The organism is Paenibacillus sp. FSL k6-2145, assembly GCF_037976585.1.
Taxonomy (GTDB): Bacteria; Bacillota; Bacilli; order Paenibacillales; family Paenibacillaceae; genus Paenibacillus.
Genome location: NZ_CP150267.1, coordinates 3,436,008 through 3,455,690, shown reverse-complemented (window position 1 = coordinate 3,455,690; position 19,683 = coordinate 3,436,008). Strand labels below are relative to the sequence as shown.

General features: G+C 46.6%; 15 protein-coding genes. 7 read left to right on the top strand and 8 right to left on the bottom strand.

Features of this window, described 5'->3' with window-relative positions; all coding sequences use genetic code 11:
- Window positions 1-49: 49 nt before the first annotated feature.
- A complete protein-coding gene (locus NZ043_RS15190) occupies window positions 50-1,264 on the bottom strand; it encodes an MFS transporter (protein ID WP_091034073.1) in 1,215 nt (404 codons plus the stop codon).
- A gap of 255 nt (window positions 1,265-1,519) precedes the next feature.
- Between NZ043_RS15190 and NZ043_RS15185 the strand changes: the two genes are divergently transcribed.
- The 3 genes from NZ043_RS15185 (at window position 1,520) to NZ043_RS15175 (ending at window position 3,917) form a co-directional block, all read left to right on the top strand.
- Window positions 1,520-2,167, top strand: a complete 648-nt coding sequence (locus NZ043_RS15185) for a peptidylprolyl isomerase (RefSeq protein ID WP_091034076.1) — start codon at window positions 1,520-1,522, stop codon at window positions 2,165-2,167.
- Between the two features lie 483 nt (window positions 2,168-2,650).
- Window positions 2,651-2,914: a YqkE family protein gene (locus tag NZ043_RS15180; protein WP_036612099.1), complete on the top strand. Its 264-nt coding sequence runs from the start codon at window positions 2,651-2,653 to the stop codon at window positions 2,912-2,914.
- A 208-nt stretch (window positions 2,915-3,122) separates the two neighbouring features.
- On the top strand, window positions 3,123-3,917 hold the full coding sequence (locus NZ043_RS15175; protein ID WP_036612094.1) for an SDR family NAD(P)-dependent oxidoreductase: 795 nt from the start codon (window positions 3,123-3,125) through the stop codon (window positions 3,915-3,917).
- Window positions 3,918-4,056: 139 nt separating this feature from the next.
- On the opposite strand, the gene NZ043_RS15170 is transcribed toward NZ043_RS15175, so the two are convergent.
- Window positions 4,057-4,818 (bottom strand): TIGR02206 family membrane protein, encoded by a 762-nt coding sequence (locus NZ043_RS15170; RefSeq protein ID WP_339312526.1) that lies wholly within the window; start codon window positions 4,816-4,818, stop codon window positions 4,057-4,059.
- Between the two features lie 458 nt (window positions 4,819-5,276).
- On the opposite strand from NZ043_RS15170, the gene NZ043_RS15165 reads away from it, so the two are divergent.
- Window positions 5,277-6,251: a ring-cleaving dioxygenase gene (locus NZ043_RS15165; protein ID WP_339312524.1), complete on the top strand. Its 975-nt coding sequence runs from the start codon at window positions 5,277-5,279 to the stop codon at window positions 6,249-6,251.
- A gap of 149 nt (window positions 6,252-6,400) precedes the next feature.
- On the opposite strand, the gene NZ043_RS15160 is transcribed toward NZ043_RS15165, so the two are convergent.
- The 3 genes from NZ043_RS15160 to NZ043_RS15150 all read right to left on the bottom strand — a co-directional run bounded on the left by NZ043_RS15160 (window position 6,401) and on the right by NZ043_RS15150 (window position 9,698).
- Window positions 6,401-7,108 (bottom strand): stalk domain-containing protein, encoded by a 708-nt coding sequence (locus NZ043_RS15160; RefSeq protein WP_091034085.1) that lies wholly within the window; start codon window positions 7,106-7,108, stop codon window positions 6,401-6,403.
- A gap of 268 nt (window positions 7,109-7,376) precedes the next feature.
- Entirely contained in the window at window positions 7,377-8,222 is an 846-nt protein-coding gene (locus NZ043_RS15155; protein WP_339312521.1) for a hypothetical protein, read from the bottom strand.
- A gap of 198 nt (window positions 8,223-8,420) precedes the next feature.
- Window positions 8,421-9,698, bottom strand: a complete 1,278-nt coding sequence (locus tag NZ043_RS15150) for a methyl-accepting chemotaxis protein (RefSeq protein ID WP_091034089.1) — start codon at window positions 9,696-9,698, stop codon at window positions 8,421-8,423.
- 334 nt (window positions 9,699-10,032) lie between these two features.
- On the opposite strand from NZ043_RS15150, the gene NZ043_RS15145 reads away from it, so the two are divergent.
- Window positions 10,033-11,466: an aspartate ammonia-lyase gene (locus NZ043_RS15145; protein WP_091034092.1), complete on the top strand. Its 1,434-nt coding sequence runs from the start codon at window positions 10,033-10,035 to the stop codon at window positions 11,464-11,466.
- A 120-nt stretch (window positions 11,467-11,586) separates the two neighbouring features.
- Here NZ043_RS15145 and rpoN read toward each other — a convergent pair whose 3' ends face one another.
- Window positions 11,587-12,891 (bottom strand): RNA polymerase factor sigma-54, encoded by a 1,305-nt coding sequence (gene rpoN / locus NZ043_RS15140; RefSeq protein ID WP_091034094.1) that lies wholly within the window; start codon window positions 12,889-12,891, stop codon window positions 11,587-11,589.
- Window positions 12,892-13,019: 128 nt separating this feature from the next.
- Window positions 13,020-14,567, bottom strand: coding sequence for an L-glutamate gamma-semialdehyde dehydrogenase (gene pruA, locus NZ043_RS15135; RefSeq protein WP_076251309.1), 1,548 nt, complete (start codon window positions 14,565-14,567; stop codon window positions 13,020-13,022).
- A 408-nt stretch (window positions 14,568-14,975) separates the two neighbouring features.
- Between pruA and NZ043_RS15130 the strand changes: the two genes are divergently transcribed.
- Window positions 14,976-15,899 carry a proline dehydrogenase family protein gene (locus NZ043_RS15130; protein WP_133386643.1) on the top strand — a complete coding sequence of 308 codons (924 nt, stop codon included), beginning with the start codon at window positions 14,976-14,978 and terminating at the stop codon, window positions 15,897-15,899.
- A 229-nt stretch (window positions 15,900-16,128) separates the two neighbouring features.
- Here NZ043_RS15130 and NZ043_RS15125 read toward each other — a convergent pair whose 3' ends face one another.
- The gene (locus NZ043_RS15125; RefSeq protein ID WP_339312516.1) at window positions 16,129-17,475 is read right to left on the bottom strand and encodes a collagen-like protein; all 1,347 of its coding nucleotides are present in this window, start codon (window positions 17,473-17,475) and stop codon (window positions 16,129-16,131) included.
- Window positions 17,476-17,926: 451 nt separating this feature from the next.
- Here NZ043_RS15125 and NZ043_RS15120 point away from each other — a divergent pair, with 451 nt between their 5' ends.
- Complete coding sequence (locus NZ043_RS15120) at window positions 17,927-19,642, top strand: sigma 54-interacting transcriptional regulator (protein ID WP_133386642.1); 1,716 nt, start codon at window positions 17,927-17,929, stop codon at window positions 19,640-19,642.
- The last annotated feature ends 41 nt before the right edge of the window (window positions 19,643-19,683 follow it).

The following is a 19,683-nucleotide window of genomic DNA, read 5'->3' as shown; positions in this document are numbered from 1 at the left end:
GTCATCTTTTTTGTTACCTGTAAGTTCACTTACTCTTAGTGATTTAGCATCATCGCTTAGCGGAAACCTTACTTGTCACGGGCAGTTTGTGATCCAATCCTGACCACTTGGCTACAATCGCAGTGATGATCAATGCCACTCCATTAATAATAAATATCCAGCGTATCGGCAGCCAGCCACCGAGAACCCCACCAATGATCGGTCCCGCCATCGTCCCGATCTGGGCAGCGGACTGATTCAGACTAAAGGCCCTTCCCCTGAAACTTGATGCGGTAGCCTGCACAATCATGGCGTTAATTGCCGGAAATACAGCCGCAAAGAATAAACCATACACAAATCTTAAAATGCCGAATGCGATATAACCTGTTGTAAAGAACTGCAGAAGATTCCCTACAGCCCCACCAACCAGTCCAATGATCAGCACTTTACCGTATCCAATCCTTGAACCAATCTTGCCCCACCGCGGCGCCATAATAACTGTTGCTACCCCCACCGCTGAGAAAATAATACCCGAGCTGAGTGAGGCACGATCCGGCTGAACGCCCATCTCCATCACATAGACCGTCAATAGTGGCTCCAGAATCATGACAGAGAATGTACATATGCCCATCATGCCAAGCACCGTCATAAACAAACGATTTGCTCTCGCTTCACGAATGTCATCCATGACGTGGGAACGAGCTTTGTTCCGGTTGAAGTTCTCTTCTTTTACCCAGAAGGTTGCGATGATTGCTGAGACTAACACAACAATAGCCGAAAACAAAAATGCATTCCGGTTGCCATAATAGTGACTCACCACGCCACCAATTAACGGTCCAATAATACCACCAGTGGCTCCTGCAGTAGACATAATACCCAGTGCATAACCGGTCTTCTCCTCAGGTGTATTCGTGCCTACCAGAGCAATCGCAGCTGGAACAAACCCTGCAAGCAGACCCTGAAACAATCGAACAACAATCAGCGAATACGGGTCCTGCACGAAATAATTGATTAAATACAAGACGGCAAGGCTGTATCCCGACCGGATCAGCATCGGCTTGCGTCCGTATTTATCAGCCAGTGATCCCCAGAACGGAGACACGAGTGCACTCGCGAGAAACGTAATGCCAAATGCCAGTCCTGACCATAACTCCAGGTGATCACGAACCCCCAAGTCAGCACTTAGAAACAGGGGCAGAAATGGAATCGAGATCGAATAGGCGGTGCTGCAAAAAAATACACCAATCCACAATATGACCAGATTGCGCTTCCACGAGAAGTTCATATACCCGCACGCCCTTTCCGTTACTGACGCCGGGACTGCCGTGTATTGGAGCGGACGGAACAGACCCGTACGTCCCGATGCGGAAGCATTTTCCTTATTTTACACCCATCATTCCACGAAGGCCATCCCTTGTTCACCACAAACACATGTATTACATTGCCATCCTGTCCACAAAAACGGTATGATAGTTGGGTAAATATCCAAATATGATTTGGAGAAAATATATAATGCAGAGATGCAAGGAGGAACGTTTTCATGTCTTTACGGTGGAAAAAAAATACAGTGGTCTCGCTGGTAATCGCGATGCTGCTTATCGTCATTAGTGGTTGTGGACGCCCTTCGAGTGGCGCTACAGAAACACCAGCTCCAGTTGAACCAACGGGTCCCAATCCGGTAGCTACCATTGAAATGGCAGATGGACAGAAGATCGTCATTGAGCTGTATCCGGAAATTGCGCCCAATACGGTGAACAATTTTATTTCACTAGCGAATCAGGGTTTCTATGATGGCACAATCTTTCACCGTGTTATTCCAGGTTTCATGATTCAGGGCGGAGATCCAGACGGTAATGGTCGAGGTGGCCCAGGGTATGCCATTAAGGGTGAATTTACATCCAACGGTCACAAAAATCACCTGAATCATACCCGCGGAGTCATTTCCATGGCACGCGGAGATAATTTGGATTCGGCTGGTTCTCAGTTCTTCATCATGTTAGCTGACGCGGATCATTTGGATAACGCCTATGCTTCCTTCGGTAAAGTAACGGAAGGCATAGAAACTGTGGATAACATTGCAGCTCAGGAAATCGGTGAAGGTGATAAACCCGTTAAGGATCAAGTTATGAAAAAAGTTACGGTAGACACCCATGGTCTGGAGTATCCAGAACCGGTAAAAATGCCTTAATTACCATCCTTGCCAAATGGATGATACTCCATGGTTATGATTTGTAATGAACTCTAAACAAACAAAAGCTCTGTCCTGTGCGAATTTCGCAAGGCAGAGCTTTATTTACTGATACTAATGATAGCGGTTACATCTATGACTTTATAAAAAATGACCTCTTCCGGCATCATCCTCAATACATCCATCCCATCAAACGTAACCAGCCGATAATCGCAATCCATAACGGGCAGCTAAAGGCAACGCCCCATGCAAGCCCTTTCAGTAAACCACGGTTTACTTCCACGAACAACGACTCCTTTCTCCAGGGAATAGTCGCAGTATCGGTAATAGTATATGATTTTATACCCGTTTTCATTCGTCACGCAACCCTCGTTTTCCTGCTTTTGTTGCGCAGATTCATGGAATGCTTTACGGGAACCTGATATACTATGACTACTGTACGTTAAATGGAACCTGATTCATGTTTGGAAAGGAGATTTTCCTATGGCAAAATCCAAAAAACGCACTCCTGCTCCCAAAGCAGCAGTAGCACAGGATAAACCCACAACACTGAAGGATCTGCTTAGCAGTGATGTGCTGGAGAAGCTGAAAGCTCAGGCGGATGAAGCCAAGGCTGCCGAAGCGGCTCTTAAAGAGCAGGAACGTCAGCAAGCAGAAGAAGCTCGCCAAGCGGAGCAGAAGCGCCGGGATAACGACTTCGAATATTTGCTTAATAACAGCGCTATGGACTGGAAGAAACATAAGTAAACCAGGGCATGACCTGAGGGTGTCTCCTACCATTCACATGCCAAAATAATATTACAGCAGACAGATCATGAAGATGATCTGTTCAAAGAACAGGACCGCATCGCGGTCCTGTTCTTTTTGATATATACACATATGATTCACGCGTCTTGAGCCGGGTATGTTAGAAGTAGAGCGTACAACGATAATCTAACTCATGGAGGGATCAGAGATGACAGAACAACGTTTGGAAGGCAAAGTCGCGATTGTAACCGGAGGTGGATCGGGGATTGGTCAGGCTACCGCTATTCGTTTCGCCGAGCATGGAGCCAAAGTGTACATGCTGGATCGCACACCCGAAAATGCGGAGGAAACCAAGCAGACGATTGAAAAGGCTGGCGGAGAAGCGTATGTGATCGAATGTGATATCTCCAAACCGGATAATGTGCAGAAGGCGATCAATCAGGCTGCGGCTGAAGCGGGTAAACTGGATATTATATTTGCGAATGCCGGTATCAACGGAACGATGGCCCCGATCGAAACGATGGAAATCGAGGACTGGGACCAGACGATGGAGATCAATATGCGCGGAACCTTCGCAACCGTCAAATATGCCATCCCCCATCTGAAAGAACATGGCGGCAGCATCATTATCACCAGTTCAATTAACGGTAACCGGGTCTTCTCAGGGATCGGTTTCTCTGCATACGCTTCCAGCAAAGCGGGACAAACTGCGTTTACAAAGATGGCTGCACTGGAGCTGGCTCGTTATAAGATCCGTGTTAACGCCGTCTGCCCAGGAGCCATCGATACCAACATTGATGATAACACCTACCCGTCGGATGATCTGAAAGAAGTACAGATTCCTGTTGAATTCCCTGAGGGTCATGAACACCCGCTCAAGGGCGAACCTGGAACATCGAAGCAAGTGGCAAACCTCGTTCTGTTCCTCGCTTCCGATGAAGCCTCTCATGTTACAGGTACACGAATCTATGTGGATGGTGCGGAATCTCTGCTCCGTGGATAAAATATAAATATAAGTTGGCCCCCTTTCAGGGACAACGCCCGAATATCCCGCAAGCGATCTGATCCGGTCAGATTACTGCGGGATGTTTTATTTATAAGAAGTTTATAATCCTGCGCAGTTGCAACTACAAGGATTATCACTACACTGCGGAACTTTTACCTTTTTTCACACGATGCTTCAACCGATCTGGAATGGCAAAGAGCAAAATGTACATCAGCGAGAACAAAACTAGCGCAAGTATCTCTTCCCCAAGGATGTACATGGGATACGGACCTAACATATCAAGCACCGAGGGTGTACTCGGCTTGTGTCTCAAAAACATATAATTCGCGTCCAGCAAAACATCTACAACGTATACGATTAGTGCTGCCACATTCACAAATATCATCGAACCTGCTACAGATCTCCAGCTAGGTCGCAGCTGTTCCACCCAGGTCATGTATAGTAAAGCCAGAATGATACAAGCATGAGCAACGAAAAATTGAATGAATCGAAAATGTGCATAACCATAACCCAGATTAGGAGTCAGGATCGCCATAAGGGCTCCAGCAATGCCTGCAAACAGTAGTGCAGAATGTAACAATCGACTGCGTGTCAGTAGCAACAACGCCGATAATAGCAGAGACAGACTGCATAATTCGAGTGGCAGTGACGTTTGCAGGCTCCATATCTCTCCATACACATACCAGAGTTGCAGCACAATTTCGCAGGCAAACATGATAAAGGCCAGAACAATCCGCACTATGCGGCGTGCCCTCTCTGACCATGATCGAAGATGGTGTCGAAGCAAAAACAACAGTACAATCAATACTGTAATTACGCTAATTGAAACGATATGTGAACTGGAGAACAGGATAAACGGCTCTGCGTCATAAGGGTCCAGCCATGGTGGATACGCCATGCATCTCTTCTCTCCTTTGCAAGGATCTTACCAACATTATCTCTCTTTAATGTTAACTTTTTCATTTTGCCATTGAATGAAAATACTGTCCAGTTGGAATTCTAAATAAGCATTGTAATTTAAATATCTTTATGTTAAGATAAATTCAGGAACAAAACACACAAAAAGTTAGTAACTTTCTTAACCGAAATAACAATAAATATAGCACTCAACAAACGTTCAACTGAACTTTTACGCGATAACGGAGAGGACAGAAATAACCTGAAGAAGCGAAGCGTTCGCCTAAAAGCTTTCTGAAAGAAAGCTACATCGGAAGCATATGCTTTCCCCGGATTTCCCCTTTCAAAAAAGGAATCAAAAAATCTGGGGATAACAGCGATCGGAAGGTTGTTCTGTCATCGTAGTATCAGTGTAAATAATCCTTAGTTGAACGTATAACCTAACTAGGAGGAATTATTATGCAAATCAAAGGACTTCACCACGTATCAGCTCTAACAGCACATGCCGATCAGAACTATCGTTTCTACACCAACATCATGGGTCTGCGCCTCATTAAAAAAACGGTCAACCAGGACGACGTGTCCGTCTACCATCTCTTCTATGGCGATGAGAAAGGTAATCCGGGTACCGAACTTACCTTCTTCGAGATTCCGATGGCCGGACAGACTCGTGAAGGGGTGAACAGCATATCTGGAACGTCACTGCGCGTTCCAAGTGATGCGGCACTTACGTACTGGCAGCAACGTTTTGACGAATTCGAAGTCCCACATGGAGAGATTGTTGAACGGGGTGGTCGTGCCACGCTCTCGTTCACAGACTTTGAAGGACAACGTCTGATTCTGGTCTCGGATGAAAACAATACAGGTGTCGCTGGTGGTAAACCATGGGATCAGAGCCCTGTGCCTGCCGAGTATGGCATTGTAGGCCTAGGCCCTATCCATCTTACGGTAAAAGATGCTTCCCTTACCGCTCCGGTTCTTACCGAACTGCTCGGTTTCAGAGCTAAAGGAAGTTACCCTGCCTTTACTCCAGGTCAACCTGATGTACTCGTTTTTGAATCCGGCGAAGGTGGCAGCGGCTCAGAGGTGCATGTTGAGGAACGAAATGACCTCGCCCAAGAGCGTCCTGGACGTGGCAGTGTACACCATGTTGCGTTCCGTGTGGATAATGAGGAAGAGCTCAAACAGTGGGTAGAACGGGTTCATAACTTTAAATTCCCTAACTCCGGGTTTGTAGATCGCTTCTACTTCCGCTCCCTGTATTTCCGTGAAGCAAATGGTATTTTGTTCGAACTTGCAACCGATGGTCCGGGATTTGATACAGACGAAGAATTGGAGCATCTGGGTGAATCACTGGCGCTGCCTCCGTTTCTAGAAGGACGCCGCGCTGAGATTGAAGCGAACCTGAAACCACTGGATACCATGATCCGCTAATATTCGTAACAAAACGAAAATAAAAACGATGTTCACCAGGCAACTCTGAATACCGGATACGGTTCAGGAATCGCCTAGTGAATCATCGTTTTTTTATGTTTATGCTTGCCTTGCCCCTTCTGTAAGGTAGCAAACTTGCAGATTGTGTTTTACTTCGTCAGATACGATGTTGTGAGCGGTACAAACAGAGCCGAACCCGGATCTTCAGATACAATCTCTACATAGACAGCGTCTGTACCTTTAACATCCACATCCAGACTCATCATACCGCTTTCTGGAGTGATATTGAACTTTTTGAGTGTCGCGAGATCCTGATCATAGATATGAATCTCCTGATTTCCTTTCAGCGCGGCAAGTTCCAAGTGCAGAGAAGAATACTTTTTACCCGTATTAATCTGGATATCATCCCCCTGTTTCGTAGGATCATTATGCAGATAAACATCCTTGTAATCCTTGCCTTTATATGTGGTATCCTTAGGATCTTTGGTGTGCCAAGCGGTAGATCCCAGTACGGATGTTCCAAGTGCACTCAGCGTTACTTTTCCGTTGGTTACGGGCGCAGATCCATTCGTTCCGCCAATCAGGACGGATGAAGTTGCACTGTCATACGTGATCTCTGTCCCAAGCAATGATCCCACAGCACGCACAGGCAAATAAGTTGTTCCGTTGTAAGTGATAGGCAACACCGTTTTACCATTGGCATCTTTGGCTGTCACCGTGGCACCATCCATTTTTAGCGTAATCTTGCTGTTTAGATAGGCTTTAATCTGTTCCAACCCTGTTGCTGCGAGTGCACCCGTCCCGATCCCAAGCGTTAATGTGCCTACCATCAAACCCAGTACAACCTTTTTCTTCATCAAAATCCCTCCTGAATGTTAAAATGATTTGTCCTTTATACATTTAATCGACTAAAGTGATAATGTCAATTGTTTACTGCATTTTTAGTACAAAGTTCCTATCTGTAGGCAGCACAAAACGAGGCTGTATGTCCCGATTTTTTTCAGCCTCGCCCTGTTTCCCACTGTCTATATGCGGAGATAGGAAGATATTCTTGTCAGATGTTCACTTAACTCCACACTCGATAACTTTCAATTCCCGCTTTACTACGATATCAACAGGATGATATCAATCAAAAGATTCATAATATTCTTCTTCATACACTTCCATGCTGTACTTCAAATCTACGGCTTTCCACTCGCCATCTTGATACTCATAAGTGAATGTCAGATCACCCGCATATAAAGCCGCACCGTAAGATCCTGCTGCTGATACGACAAGCTGACCATCTTCTACACTGTAATAGGTTACTCCACCGAATCCCAACTCTTCGTTATATACGCCGCCACTCGTATCCTCCTCGATCCGTAAAGGTTCTGCTTGAACGCCATCAACGGCGACATCAACATCCACACGGTCTGATCTAACCGTAACTTTTGATTTCACATGCTGTTTTGCAATCTCATCCAAAGATTGCATCTTCATCTCTTCCAGCGTTACCGGATTAATGATACGTGCTTGTCCCAAATAAATACCTGTTCCATGACCTTTCGTGTACAAAACGATAATTTCTTTCTGGCCGTCTCCATTCAGATCCAGCTCGTGCACTTCGGGTTTGTAAGACCCGCCTTCTCCCTGCCAATCACTAAATTCTCTTGTCTTGCCGTCCACTTCCAAAATCATTCCGTTGTATATATATCCTGAACCCTCAACTTTCATAGGGTATAATCTGACGTTCTCATTCTCTGGAGCTACCGAAACATATTCCTCATTCACAGGAATGGATTCCTGTGTTGTCTTCGCTGTGTCATGCAGTTTATCTATATTGGAAGCCTCGACCTCTGCGGTCTGGCTGGATTGATCATCTATATTAAGCTGTTTTTGCGATTCATTCATGGTTCTGGCAGCCGAAGTTGTACTAATCGTAGCTACCGCCAAAATAATCATCAGCAGGATACCTGTCCAAGTTTTCAATATACTGGGCTCCTTTATCTGTTGTGATAATCCTATTATATCTTCATTTATCGCCTGCAAGTTGCGAATTTGTTAATCTTTCATAAAATAATCTTTACAAATTTCCGTTTTCACGAAAGAACGTTCGGCTTTAACCAGAATAAGCAAATTATCATACCAAAACTGTTCTCCAAAAACAAAAAAAATCCCGAACACAGCTTAAGGCTGCATTCGGAATGCTTTGGTTTTGTCCAATAACCGATCGGTTAATTGTCTCAGTTCTTCCGCCGAGGATGAAATCTCCTCCATGATGGCTGTCTCTTCGTGTGCGGCATCCATAATTCGTCTCGCCTCATCCGAGAACGATCCGGCTTTCCCCTGGATCTTCTTCACATGACCGTGCGTTTGTTCCACGCGACCAGTCTGTTCTGCAATCTTGGAACCGATATCATGCGCACCCTTCATAAATATTTCCACCGTTCCTGTCAGTTCATGCAACGTCTGATCCACAGAGACGGTCCGCTCCGATTCATTAACCACGAGACCATGCTGCTCATGAGACAGTTGGGCTGTCTCCCTGATCCGCTGCTGCACACGACTAATCAGCTCATTAATACGGTGTACCGATTCCTTACTTTCGTCTGCCAGCTTGCGGATCTGCTGCGCCACGACTGCAAAACCAGAACCTTCTTCGCCAGCTCGTGCAGCCTCAATGGAAGCATTCAGGGCAAGTAACCCTGTTTCCTCAGCGATGTTTTTGACAGATTGGGTAATTACCTCGATATCGGAGGCTTCCTTCTCCAGCAACAGCATAATGTCGCGGGAACGATTGTGCGACTCGGCCAGCTCGTCCATCCCTTTCATCAACGATGAGAAAGTCTGTTTTGTATGATCCACCGATCGTTCCATCTGACCGGACATCTCTGTCATGTCCATGGACTGGCTATGCATACGCTGGAAATCGTTCAGCATCTCATCCGCAGTGATCAGAGATTGATGGGAAGTAACCTTCTGCTCTTCTACGCCTACCGCAATATGATCCACCGCATCCGACATCATCTCGATCTGTTCGGCGGCCTGGGTAATCGCTTCACTCAGAGACTGTGCGTTCTGTGAAGTCGTTCTTGTACTGTCTGCAATATCATTTACAATACTTCGAAGGTTAGAAACCATTGCGCGAAAAGCATCATATAATACGGTAAGTTCATCTTGCGTGCGTCGCTGCGGAATTTCGGTTGTCAGATCACCCGCTGAAACCTGTTGCGCAGCCCGGGACAGGTGGACGATTGGACGAGTCAGCCAGCGTGAGGCAAACCATCCCAGAATCCCGTTCCAGCATACTCCCATGATCAGGATAATCGATATGTATACCCAATTCGGAATATCTAACGTAATCCAGTCTTTGACAAAAAATATAAAAAAGCCGCTAGTTCCGTAGGTAATAATCGAAATCAGTACCAGACCTGCGACAGTCTTTGCTCCTAAAGTCCATTTCATGTGCACACCCCGTAGTCCTTTTTTCCTATTTTACCAATCATGTACCAAATTTCATGTGATATACATCACTGAAACCGTTCTATTTCCCCCATACTTGCCGTTCATGCATGACTTCTCTACCATAAAGCGCATAATGTATAAGACAAGCTTGGCCGCCCCTCCCTTTCTTAAAAATTGAATAATATTCCATTTAAATTCCCTAATTTTATTTATTATCGGCACAAGAGGCCAAATGATTTAGATTGGCATCCATTTTGCTTAAATGATATACTGAGTGCGCTTCAGCAACGCTGGAGCCGAACTATTTTTATTGATGCCACTGGAGGCGAACGAGATGTCTACTATGTCCACACGGACGGAGAAAGATTTTATCGGTGAAAAAGAAATCCCGGCTTATGCTTATTACGGAATTCAGACGGTACGGGCCGTGGAAAACTTCCCGATTACCGGCGTTCCGGTACACCGGGAGCTGATCACGGCTCTGGCTGCGGTGAAGAAGGCAGCAGCGATTACCAACATGGAGTTGAAGATGCTGCCAAGCAAGATTGGCGAGGTGATCGTCATGGCGGCTGAAGAAATGATGAAAGGCCATCATCTGGATCATTTTATTGTAGACTCCATTCAGGGCGGTGCAGGCACCTCCATGAATATGAATATGAACGAAATTTTGGCCAACCGCGGGCTGGAACTGTTAACCAAAAGCAAGGGAGACTACTTCCATTGCAATCCCAATAATCATGTGAACATGTCCCAATCTACTAATGACGTGGTTCCTACAGCACTGCGCATTGCGGCGTACCAACTGTCGGAGACGTTACTCGCTACCATGAGAAGACTACAGGATGCGTTCCGTAAAAAAGAAGTGGAATTCAACGATGTGGTCAAGGTTGGCCGTACCCATCTTCAGGATGCCGTACCTATTCGCCTTGGACAAGAATTCGGAGCTTATGCCCGTGTAATCGGACGGGATATTGAGCGTCTTGAATTCGCCAATCGCCGCTTGCTTACCATTAACATGGGTGCAACTGCGGTAGGTACAGGACTCAATGCCAAACCCGAATATATCGTCAAAGTTACAGAGCACCTGTCAGCTGTTACCGGACTACCACTACAAACAGCTGAGGATCTTGTGGATGCAACCCAGAACACTGATGCCTATCTGGAACTTTCAGCGGCGCTGAAGGTATGTGCGGTTAGCCTTTCCAAAATCTGTAATGACATTCGCTTGATGGCTTCAGGCCCGCGTGCAGGATTCAATGAATTGCGCCTGCCACCGCGTCAGCCAGGTTCGTCCATTATGCCGGGCAAAGTCAACCCCGTTATGGCGGAAGTCATTAACCAGGTATCCTTCCAAGTGATGGGGAACGACCATACGATCTGTATGGCTTGTGAAGCTGGTCAATTCGAGCTGAATGTCATGGGCCCAGTTATTGCGTTCAACTTGCTGCAATCGCTGAAAATTATGAATAACGGCATCGATGTTTTCACGCGTTATGCAGTTGAAGAGATGGAAGCTAACCGTGAGCGCTGCGAATTAATCATGAACCAAAGTTTCAGTATGGTTACGGCGTTGAACCCGCACTTAGGTTATAATGTGGCAGCTTCCATCGTGAAGGAAGCGCTCAAGACTGGACTTTCCTTGCAAGAGATTATTTTGGAACGCGGATTGCTGACACCGGAAGAACTTGAAGAGATTCTGCATCCGGAACAGATGACTACACCAGGGATTGCCGGAGAACACTTCCTGCGTAATATGGAACGTTTGTAGGTGATCAGGAAAACTGGTGCAGCAACCTAAACACGAATGATTAACAAGAACCCCCGCAGACCGTTCATCCGGTTTGCGGGGGTTCTTGTATACAGAGAAGATAAGACGCCAGCGATTCGATTAAGCCCATCGTTTCCGCTCAAGGGAAGGCAGAATCTGAAGTTCCTCCCTGTACTTGGCAACCGTTCTGCGGGAGATAACAATCCCTTCCTCAGCGAGCAGTGTGGCCAAATGACTATCCGAGTATGGACGCTGAGTCTGTTCCATGCGAATGATTTCTTTTAATCTGCGTTTCACCGCTGATGCTGATGTTTTATCCCCTGACGTTGTACTGATTCCGGAGTCAAAAAAAGCCCTGAGTTCATATACACCATGTGGGGTCTCAATGTATTTACCGTTCACCGCACGACTTACCGTTGATTCATGCATGCCAATCTTCTCTGCAATAACAGCCAAATTAAGTGGTTTTAACGCGGATGGGCCTTTGACCAAAAAGTGCTTCTGCTCTTCCATCACGGCTCCCAGCACACGCACTAAAGTCCTGCGCCGCAGGTGTACACTCCGAATGATAGCCCTTGCCTCTGCCGCGCGGGTTGCCCAGATCTCGTCAGGCACCTCTTCCCTGATCCAGCGGATGCACGCTTCATTCATCGATACATGAGGGTTACCTGCCGCATGCAGGCTAAAATGGACCTCACCGTTACGAAACCCAACAATGGCATCCGGAATAATGTAATGTGGTCGTTCCGTACATCCGATGGATCGGCAGGGCTTAGGATCGAGACGTGTAATATAGTCGTAGGCAACCTGAGCGTCCCGTGAAGTCATGCCTAATCGACTCCCTGTTCTACCTGGGTGAAAAGGAACCAGTGATTCCAATCCCGCTTCCACCATCCGCTCCGCATTCAGCGCTGCTGATGGATCACGTCTAATCTGGAGCAACAGACATTCTTGCAGATTCCGCGCCCCTATACCAGCAGGGTCCAGCGATTGGAGAAGCTCCAGTCCCGCTGCAATCTTGCTCATCGGAAGCTGAAGAACTGCTTGCACCTCTGCCAGTTCCACCGTCAGATAACCATCATCATTGACGCATCCTGCCAAATACACAGCCATATTTTCCAATTCGTCTGGAAGTGTCATCACTCGAATTTGCGCAATTAGCAATTGTTCCAATGTAGGTTCTGCACCTTTAGCCTGAAGCAACGGATCATAGGAATCATACCTGCGCTGATCTATCCGCCTTGGAATCCGTGCGAGGGGCGCAGCTTGTTCTTCCAGTTCAAGTACTGGATTTTCCTCCGCCGCATCCAGCAAGTAACGGGTCAGATCCTGACCAGACATGGTTAGCAAATGAAAGGATTGTTTCATCTCCGGCGTGATGGACAGCCGAATACGTTGTTCCTGTACCAACTGAACACCTAACATCCGTTTCCCTCCTTATGCCTTCGGCAATAAGCATCTGTGTTTCTTATCCGAACAAAAGGATTTGCAGGGATAATAGCATATTATTCAAGCAAATGTAAGAAGTTTTTAGTTGGAACATGAGTTTCTGTCTAGTATTTCTCCGATACCAGCTTCGCCTGTGTAAACAGCAGCAGATAGTCTCTTCCACCTGCCTTGGAATCCGTGCCTGACATGTTAAATCCGCCAAATGGATGTGTGCCTACCAGTGCTCCAGTACATTTCCGGTTGAAATACAGATTACCCGCAAAGTATTCGCGTCTTGCCTGTTCCAGATGTTCACGATTACGTGAGATCACCGCGCCGGTCAAACCATAGTCTGTATTATTGGCGATATCCAAAGCGTCCTGGAAAGATTCTGCTTTGATGAACGCAAGCACAGGTCCAAAAATCTCATCTTGAGCAATCCGGGCTTTCGGATCAACATCGGCAATTATGGTTGGTTCAATGAAATAACCTTCAACGTTCCCTGTACCGCCACCGTGTACAAGACGCCCCTCACCCTTGCCGATTTCAATATATTCCGTGATCTTTGCATATGCCTTGTCATCGATAACCGGCCCAACCTGACTGCCAACTTCAAGTGGACTGCCCATCGTCAGTTTCTGTGTCCGTTCAATCACTTTTTGCAATACTTCATCATATACATCCTTATGAATAATGGCGCGGGAACACGCCGAACATTTCTGTCCTGAGAAACCAAATGCCGAAGCGGTAATGGACTCTGCCGCGAGTTCCAGATCACTGTCACTGTCTACAACGATGGAATCCTTGCCGCCCATCTCTGCAATAACCCGTTTGATCCACTTCTGACCTGGAGCTGTTCGTGCTGCACGTTCATTAATTCTCAGTCCTACATCTCTGGAACCGGTGAAACTGATAAATCTGGTGAGCGCATGATCCACGAGATAATCGCCCACTTCACTGCCTGGTCCTGGTAAAAAGTTCACGACGCCATCCGGCAGACCAACTTCTGCGAGCAGCTCCATAAACTTGGCGGCAATCACCGGAGTTGTGCTGGCGGGCTTTAATACCACCGTGTTGCCAGATACCAGTGCAGCAGAGGTCATGCCTGCCATAATCGCCAGCGGGAAGTTCCAAGGGGGAATGACAACGCCCACGCCCAGCGGTATATAACTCAGTTCATTATCTTCTCCTGCAATCCGCACGAGGGGCTGCGGTTCACTCAGTCGCTGCATATCCCGTGCATAGAATTCCATAAAATCAATGGCTTCCGCTGTATCCGCATCCGCTTCAGGCCAGGTCTTGCCAGCTTCATAAACCATCCATGCGGAGAACTCATGCTTGCGACGACGCATAATGGCAGCTGCTTTGTATAGATAACGTGCCCGCTCATTCGGGTCGGTATGTTTCCATGTGTGGAATGTCTCCGCCGCTGTCTGAATAGCCTTTTCGGCCAATTCCTGATCTGCCTGATGGATCGTTCCGACAACTTGATTCTTGGCTGCGGGGTTCACGGAAGTTAACGTGCGGCTGCTTGTTATTTTTTGCCCACCAATAATGATCGGGTATTCCTGCCCAAGTTCAGCTTCTACCTGACGAAGTGCGTCTTCAAATGCTTCCTGGTTCGCCTGGACTGCAAAAGGTGTGAATGGTTCGTTAACAAAAGGGATATTCATCAATGATTCCTCCTTCAGGATGTGGGGTTCGCTGGCTGCTCGCCTGAATTATTTTGTATGTTACTCATCACCAAATATATGTAGCAAAATCCGTGCCAACTCCGGTTGGGATTGAAATATTTTTCTCGTTAAATTCAACTACTGAAAATTTACACGGGCCACTCCGATGACAGAACAACCTTCCGATCGCTGTTATCCCCAGATTTTTCGAATCCTTTTTATAGAGGGAAAATCCGGGGATAAAGGCGAGCGCTCCGCTTCTTCAGGTTCTTTCTGTCCTCTCCGTTTTGTGTAAATGTTTAGTCCAATTTAAATAGATAATTTTCATGAAAAATAGTAGACCATCGCCAAATCTGGCACGTTTCTTGCTTGAATTAAGTTAGCACAATGCTGAAGGAGGAAACGAAAATGAGTGTGGGAACGGAAATATATCGCAAAACCTTATTAACCGTGGCAGGCAACAAAGCTGTAGAGAACCTGTCCATTAGATATGGTAAGAAGCTGGCAGGCAAGTTTATTGCAGGAAACACCTTGGAAGAAGCTCTCGAAGAGATCCGCATACTCAATAATAAAGGCATTATGGCTACGCTCGATCATCTGGGCGAAGGCATCACCCGCCTGAGCGAAGCGGCATTATATAGGGATGAGTATGTACGATTGGTAGAAGGCATTGCACGTGAAAGGGCAGACTCCAACGTCTCGCTGAAACCAACCCAGATGGGCCTCGCACTCGACCCGGAAGAGGGTTATCGAAATATCCGTACCGTTGCCGCACAAGCCAAATTGCATGATCTATTTGTTCGAATTGATATGGAGGATAGTCCATTTACTCAAGCGACGCTGGATATTGTTCGAAGACTGCACTCGGAAGGACTGCATAATACAGGCACAGTATTGCAAGCCTACCTGCATCGCACCGAAGAAGATACACGTGATATGATTCGGGAAGGCATTCGGCTTCGTCTGGTTAAAGGTGCTTACAAAGAACCCGGATCAGTCGCCTATCAGAATGCTTCTGAAGTCATTCATCAATTCAAAACGATGATTCGTAATCACCTCGACCAGGGTGTGTACACTGCAGTTGCCTCGCATGATGATCACATCATTAACTGGACGAAACAATACGCCAAGGATCGGGGAATCTCTCCGGATGCCTTTGAATTTCAGATGTTATATGGTCTTCGCATGAGCGAACAGGAACGTCTTGCCAAAGAAGGCTATCGCATTCGTTGTTACGTACCTTATGGCACCATGTGGTATCCGTACTATACCCGCCGTTTGGCTGAAAAACCGGCTAATCTCTGGATGGTCGTTAAGAATATGTTCCGATAGTTATTTTCCAGCTGTATCAATATATAAATAAAAAACAGCAAAAATAAAACCATGCTGCCTCTTTCTTTCTGGGCACATGGTTTTTTCTGTACAAACACTTTACCAGAGCATCCAACTTTCCTTTTCTCCGGTTCTTCTCTTAATGTCTAAAAAATTAGCATCCCCAATTTTAAATGTCTATTTTTTTGGACACACCCATTTATTAATCAAAATTACAAGCTCGAAAAGGCTAACTGCTTAACTGTTGAATAAGAATAGAAGCATTAGCATTGGTCTGTGTTCCACCTGCTAGTGTTTGCAGACCAACAGCTGATGCGCTGGAATGATTCCGCAATGTCAGCACATCACCGGGAGCAGCCGTAATAATGACCATGCCTGGATTCGGTTGAGTGCCAGCTCCTGAACCATAGACACTGCCACCTACAGGGGCTCCGTTTTGATAAAGGGTGAATTGGTTTGCCTGCACACCTGCAACGTTGAAAAACACCGCATAGTCCCCGGCATTACCAATAATAATCGCAGCGGTATTGGCCGTGTGAGTAATACCGGTAAGATTTGCGTTGCTGTCGAAGATTACATCCGCTTCAATAGCTACAGTTTGAGCTGATGTATTAAAAATATAAGCGTACGAGGACAACCCTTGCCCTGCTGTACCGGTTGCTCCAGTGACGCCTGTTGTTCCGGTAACCCCAGTGCTTCCCGTTACTCCCGTAACGCCTGTGGATCCTGTTACTCCAGTAGCTCCGGTGCTTCCCGTTGCTCCCGTAACGCCCGTGGCTCCTGTTACTCCAGTAGCTCCGGTGCTTCCCGTTGCTCCCGTAACGCCCGTGGCTCCTGTTACTCCCGTAACCCCCGTGGCGCCTGTCACTCCAGTAGCTCCGGTGCCCCCTGTTACCCCCGTAATGCCAGTGGCTCCTGTTACTCCGGTAGCCCCGGTACTTCCCGTTGCTCCCGTAACGCCCGTGCCTCCTGTTACTCCGGTAGCCCCAGTACTTCCCGTTGCTCCTGTAACGCCAGTGGCTCCTGTTATTCCGGTGGCCCCTGTGCCTCCTGTTACTCCTGTAACTCCAGTGGCTCCTGTTACTCCCGTAACCCCCGTGGCGCCTGTCACTCCAGTAGCACCGGTGCTTCCCGTGATGCCCGTGATGCCCGTCGCTCCTGTCACTCCAGTAACTCCTGTGACGCCCGTGGCCCCTGTCACACCCGTTGTGCTCAGCGTTTCTCCCAACAACTCCTGGGATACCAATCGGTGAGCCGCGACTAATTCGCCTTCGCCATCTTTACCCCATACGGATATTTGTGCTTCTGGAGCAGCCGTGTCTGAGGTTGAAAATACAAACTCAAAAGCATCAAAATTCCCATTATAAACTTTGGTGATGACCTGATTAGGTGATACATTGAGCAGTTCTTCTACATATAATGTTCTGACTCCATTAAGGTAATAGCCCCGAAGAAGCACCGTGAACATTTCTGTCGCATTCCGGTTATCGATTTTGACCGTAACGGATTGAGTTGGTCGGATCCCCGCTATCCCTGAAATATTATTCTCAATGGGCCCAGTTGATAGAATGGCCATTTCATCACCCTCCTTTGATTCTTCTTCATGCGGATTGCCTTCATATAGCATTATTCAGAAGTTTCTTAGTGGTTTGGACAATTCATGTACTATATGAATAATCACTTCAACTGCCGTGTAGCAGATTGAGAGATAACAGTTTTAATCAAGTAACTCGAATGTCAATTTAAATAACTCAACCCTCACCTAGATTATTGAATGGCCCATACGAATTAGCATTAATTCCTTTTAATAATAATAAAAGGGAATTCAAGAAATGAAAATCCAACATTTATCTCTTCTGTGCCGACAACATGTATGCTTCATGTCAAAAAATATATACACACCTCATTTGGAAAGTTATAATATGGGTAACCATCATTCTCCAGTCATTTCATAAGCAGATCACTTGTAAGTAACTTGTGTAAAAGAAGTTGTTTCCAAAAGTTATGTTCTAATTGAGGTGATACCGATGAAACATTTACTTCCAGAATTAATGTCTTTATTGCGTACGGATATGGATGTTCTGGATACAGACCTCTCCACACTTACCATTCCGTCATCAACATCGTTGGTAGATGCCTTCTGCTTATTCGACACATCTTCTTATCTATTCATTCAGGATGATGGACCCCTATTGGGATATATCGCCGTATCCGATGTTTTGCATGCCATGATGCATGCACATCGCCTAATAGAAGCTTATTTTGAGACCACACTGGAGACAGCGGGTTCAGCTCTGACATTAATTAATGAAGATGCCAAGGTGGCCTACTGGACAACTGGCGCGGAGCATGTTTTTTCGATCAGCAAAAAAGACATCATCGGACAACCCGCAGCGGACTTTTTTCCTCCAGATCGGCTACAGTCTCTCAAGACGTTATATACCGGCGAAACGGTCTATCGCAAACAGCATCAGCCACGGCCCGACCTGTTCGCCCTTATTAATGCTCGTCCTGTCCAACTGGATGGACATATTGTGGGTGCAGTTGCTGCCGAAGTGGATATAACAACCGAAATCCGATTACATCAGGAACTATTACATATGACCTCCAAAGTCCAGCATCTGGAGAAAGCCGTTGCTCGGCTACGGCCCGAATTAGATCCATTCGCCAGAATCAAGGGCAGCAGCTTGGTCATCAAGCAGTGCATGGAGACCATTCGCAAGATCAGTACCACCTCAGCAACCGTACTTATCCTCGGAGAGAGCGGCACAGGCAAGGAGTTATTCGCCAAAGCCATTCATGATCTTCGTGAATTGCAGACTGCACCATTTATCGCTATTAACTGTGGGGCAATCCCTGCTTCCTTGTTTGAAAGTGAATTATTCGGTTATGAGAAAGGCGCTTTCTCCGGAGCTGATCCCAAAGGCAAAAAGGGCAAGATTGAGCTTGCCGAAGGGGGGACTCTTTTTCTGGATGAGATCGGTGAGATGCCATTGGAATTACAAGTGAAACTGCTTCGGGTGTTGCAGGAGAAGAGTTACTTTCCTGTGGGGGGAACGCGAATGAAACAGGCCGACTGTCGGATTATTGCTGCGACCAATCAGAATCTATTAAGTATGATTGCCCGCAATCAATTCCGGGAAGATCTCTACTATCGGCTGAATGTCATTAACCTTGTCATCCCTCCTTTGCGTATGCGGAAGGAAGATATATATGAATTAACCCAGACGTTCCTTCAAGAATTCTCGTTGCTCTATAACCGTCATATTGAGTTGGTTCCACCTGAAGTGTTCAAGTTGCTGTTCCAATATGATTGGCCAGGCAATGTACGTGAATTACGAAATGTGATCGAACGCCTGACCATTCTGACGACAGATGGTGAGGTGAAGCAGGAATATCTACCTGATACCCTCACTTCCCTCACCATGCAAGAACAGTCCGAAGTTCAACTGACATCCGGAATTCATTCACATGCCAACATCGAATATCAGCAACGTCAGGATTCGGCGGGAGCAGAACCAGAACAAGAACCTCGAACGGTTGCAAATGTGGACGAATTAGATACCTCGGATGATTCCGAACTTGTCTCCGGTGTTACCTACCAGCAAAAATTGGACACCTATGAGGCGCAACTTCTAATTCAATATCTGAAAGCAGCAGGTGGCAACAAACGAACACTCGCCAAGCAACTTGGCATCTCCCGGGCAACGCTCTATAATCGCATGAAGAGGCTTGGTCTATGACCAGCCTCTTCTTGTCTTTATTATCAGTATGATGAACGAAT

Bases quoted from the DNA above. Each gene is read 5' to 3' on its own strand.
- NZ043_RS15190 (WP_091034073.1), bottom strand. From the start codon at position 1,264: ATGAACTTCTCGTGGAAGCGCAATCTGGTCATATTGTGGATTGGTGTA.
- NZ043_RS15185 (WP_091034076.1), top strand. From the start codon at position 1,520: ATGTCTTTACGGTGGAAAAAAAATACAGTGGTCTCGCTGGTAATCGCG.
- NZ043_RS15180 (WP_036612099.1), top strand. From the start codon at position 2,651: ATGGCAAAATCCAAAAAACGCACTCCTGCTCCCAAAGCAGCAGTAGCA.
- NZ043_RS15175 (WP_036612094.1), top strand. From the start codon at position 3,123: ATGACAGAACAACGTTTGGAAGGCAAAGTCGCGATTGTAACCGGAGGT.
- NZ043_RS15170 (WP_339312526.1), bottom strand. From the start codon at position 4,818: ATGGCGTATCCACCATGGCTGGACCCTTATGACGCAGAGCCGTTTATC.
- NZ043_RS15165 (WP_339312524.1), top strand. From the start codon at position 5,277: ATGCAAATCAAAGGACTTCACCACGTATCAGCTCTAACAGCACATGCC.
- NZ043_RS15160 (WP_091034085.1), bottom strand. From the start codon at position 7,108: ATGAAGAAAAAGGTTGTACTGGGTTTGATGGTAGGCACATTAACGCTT.
- NZ043_RS15150 (WP_091034089.1), bottom strand. From the start codon at position 9,698: ATGAAATGGACTTTAGGAGCAAAGACTGTCGCAGGTCTGGTACTGATT.
- NZ043_RS15145 (WP_091034092.1), top strand. From the start codon at position 10,033: ATGTCTACTATGTCCACACGGACGGAGAAAGATTTTATCGGTGAAAAA.
- rpoN (WP_091034094.1), bottom strand. From the start codon at position 12,891: ATGTTAGGTGTTCAGTTGGTACAGGAACAACGTATTCGGCTGTCCATC.
- pruA (WP_076251309.1), bottom strand. From the start codon at position 14,567: ATGAATATCCCTTTTGTTAACGAACCATTCACACCTTTTGCAGTCCAG.
- NZ043_RS15130 (WP_133386643.1), top strand. From the start codon at position 14,976: ATGAGTGTGGGAACGGAAATATATCGCAAAACCTTATTAACCGTGGCA.
- NZ043_RS15125 (WP_339312516.1), bottom strand. From the start codon at position 17,475: ATGGCCATTCTATCAACTGGGCCCATTGAGAATAATATTTCAGGGATA.
- NZ043_RS15120 (WP_133386642.1), top strand. From the start codon at position 17,927: ATGAAACATTTACTTCCAGAATTAATGTCTTTATTGCGTACGGATATG.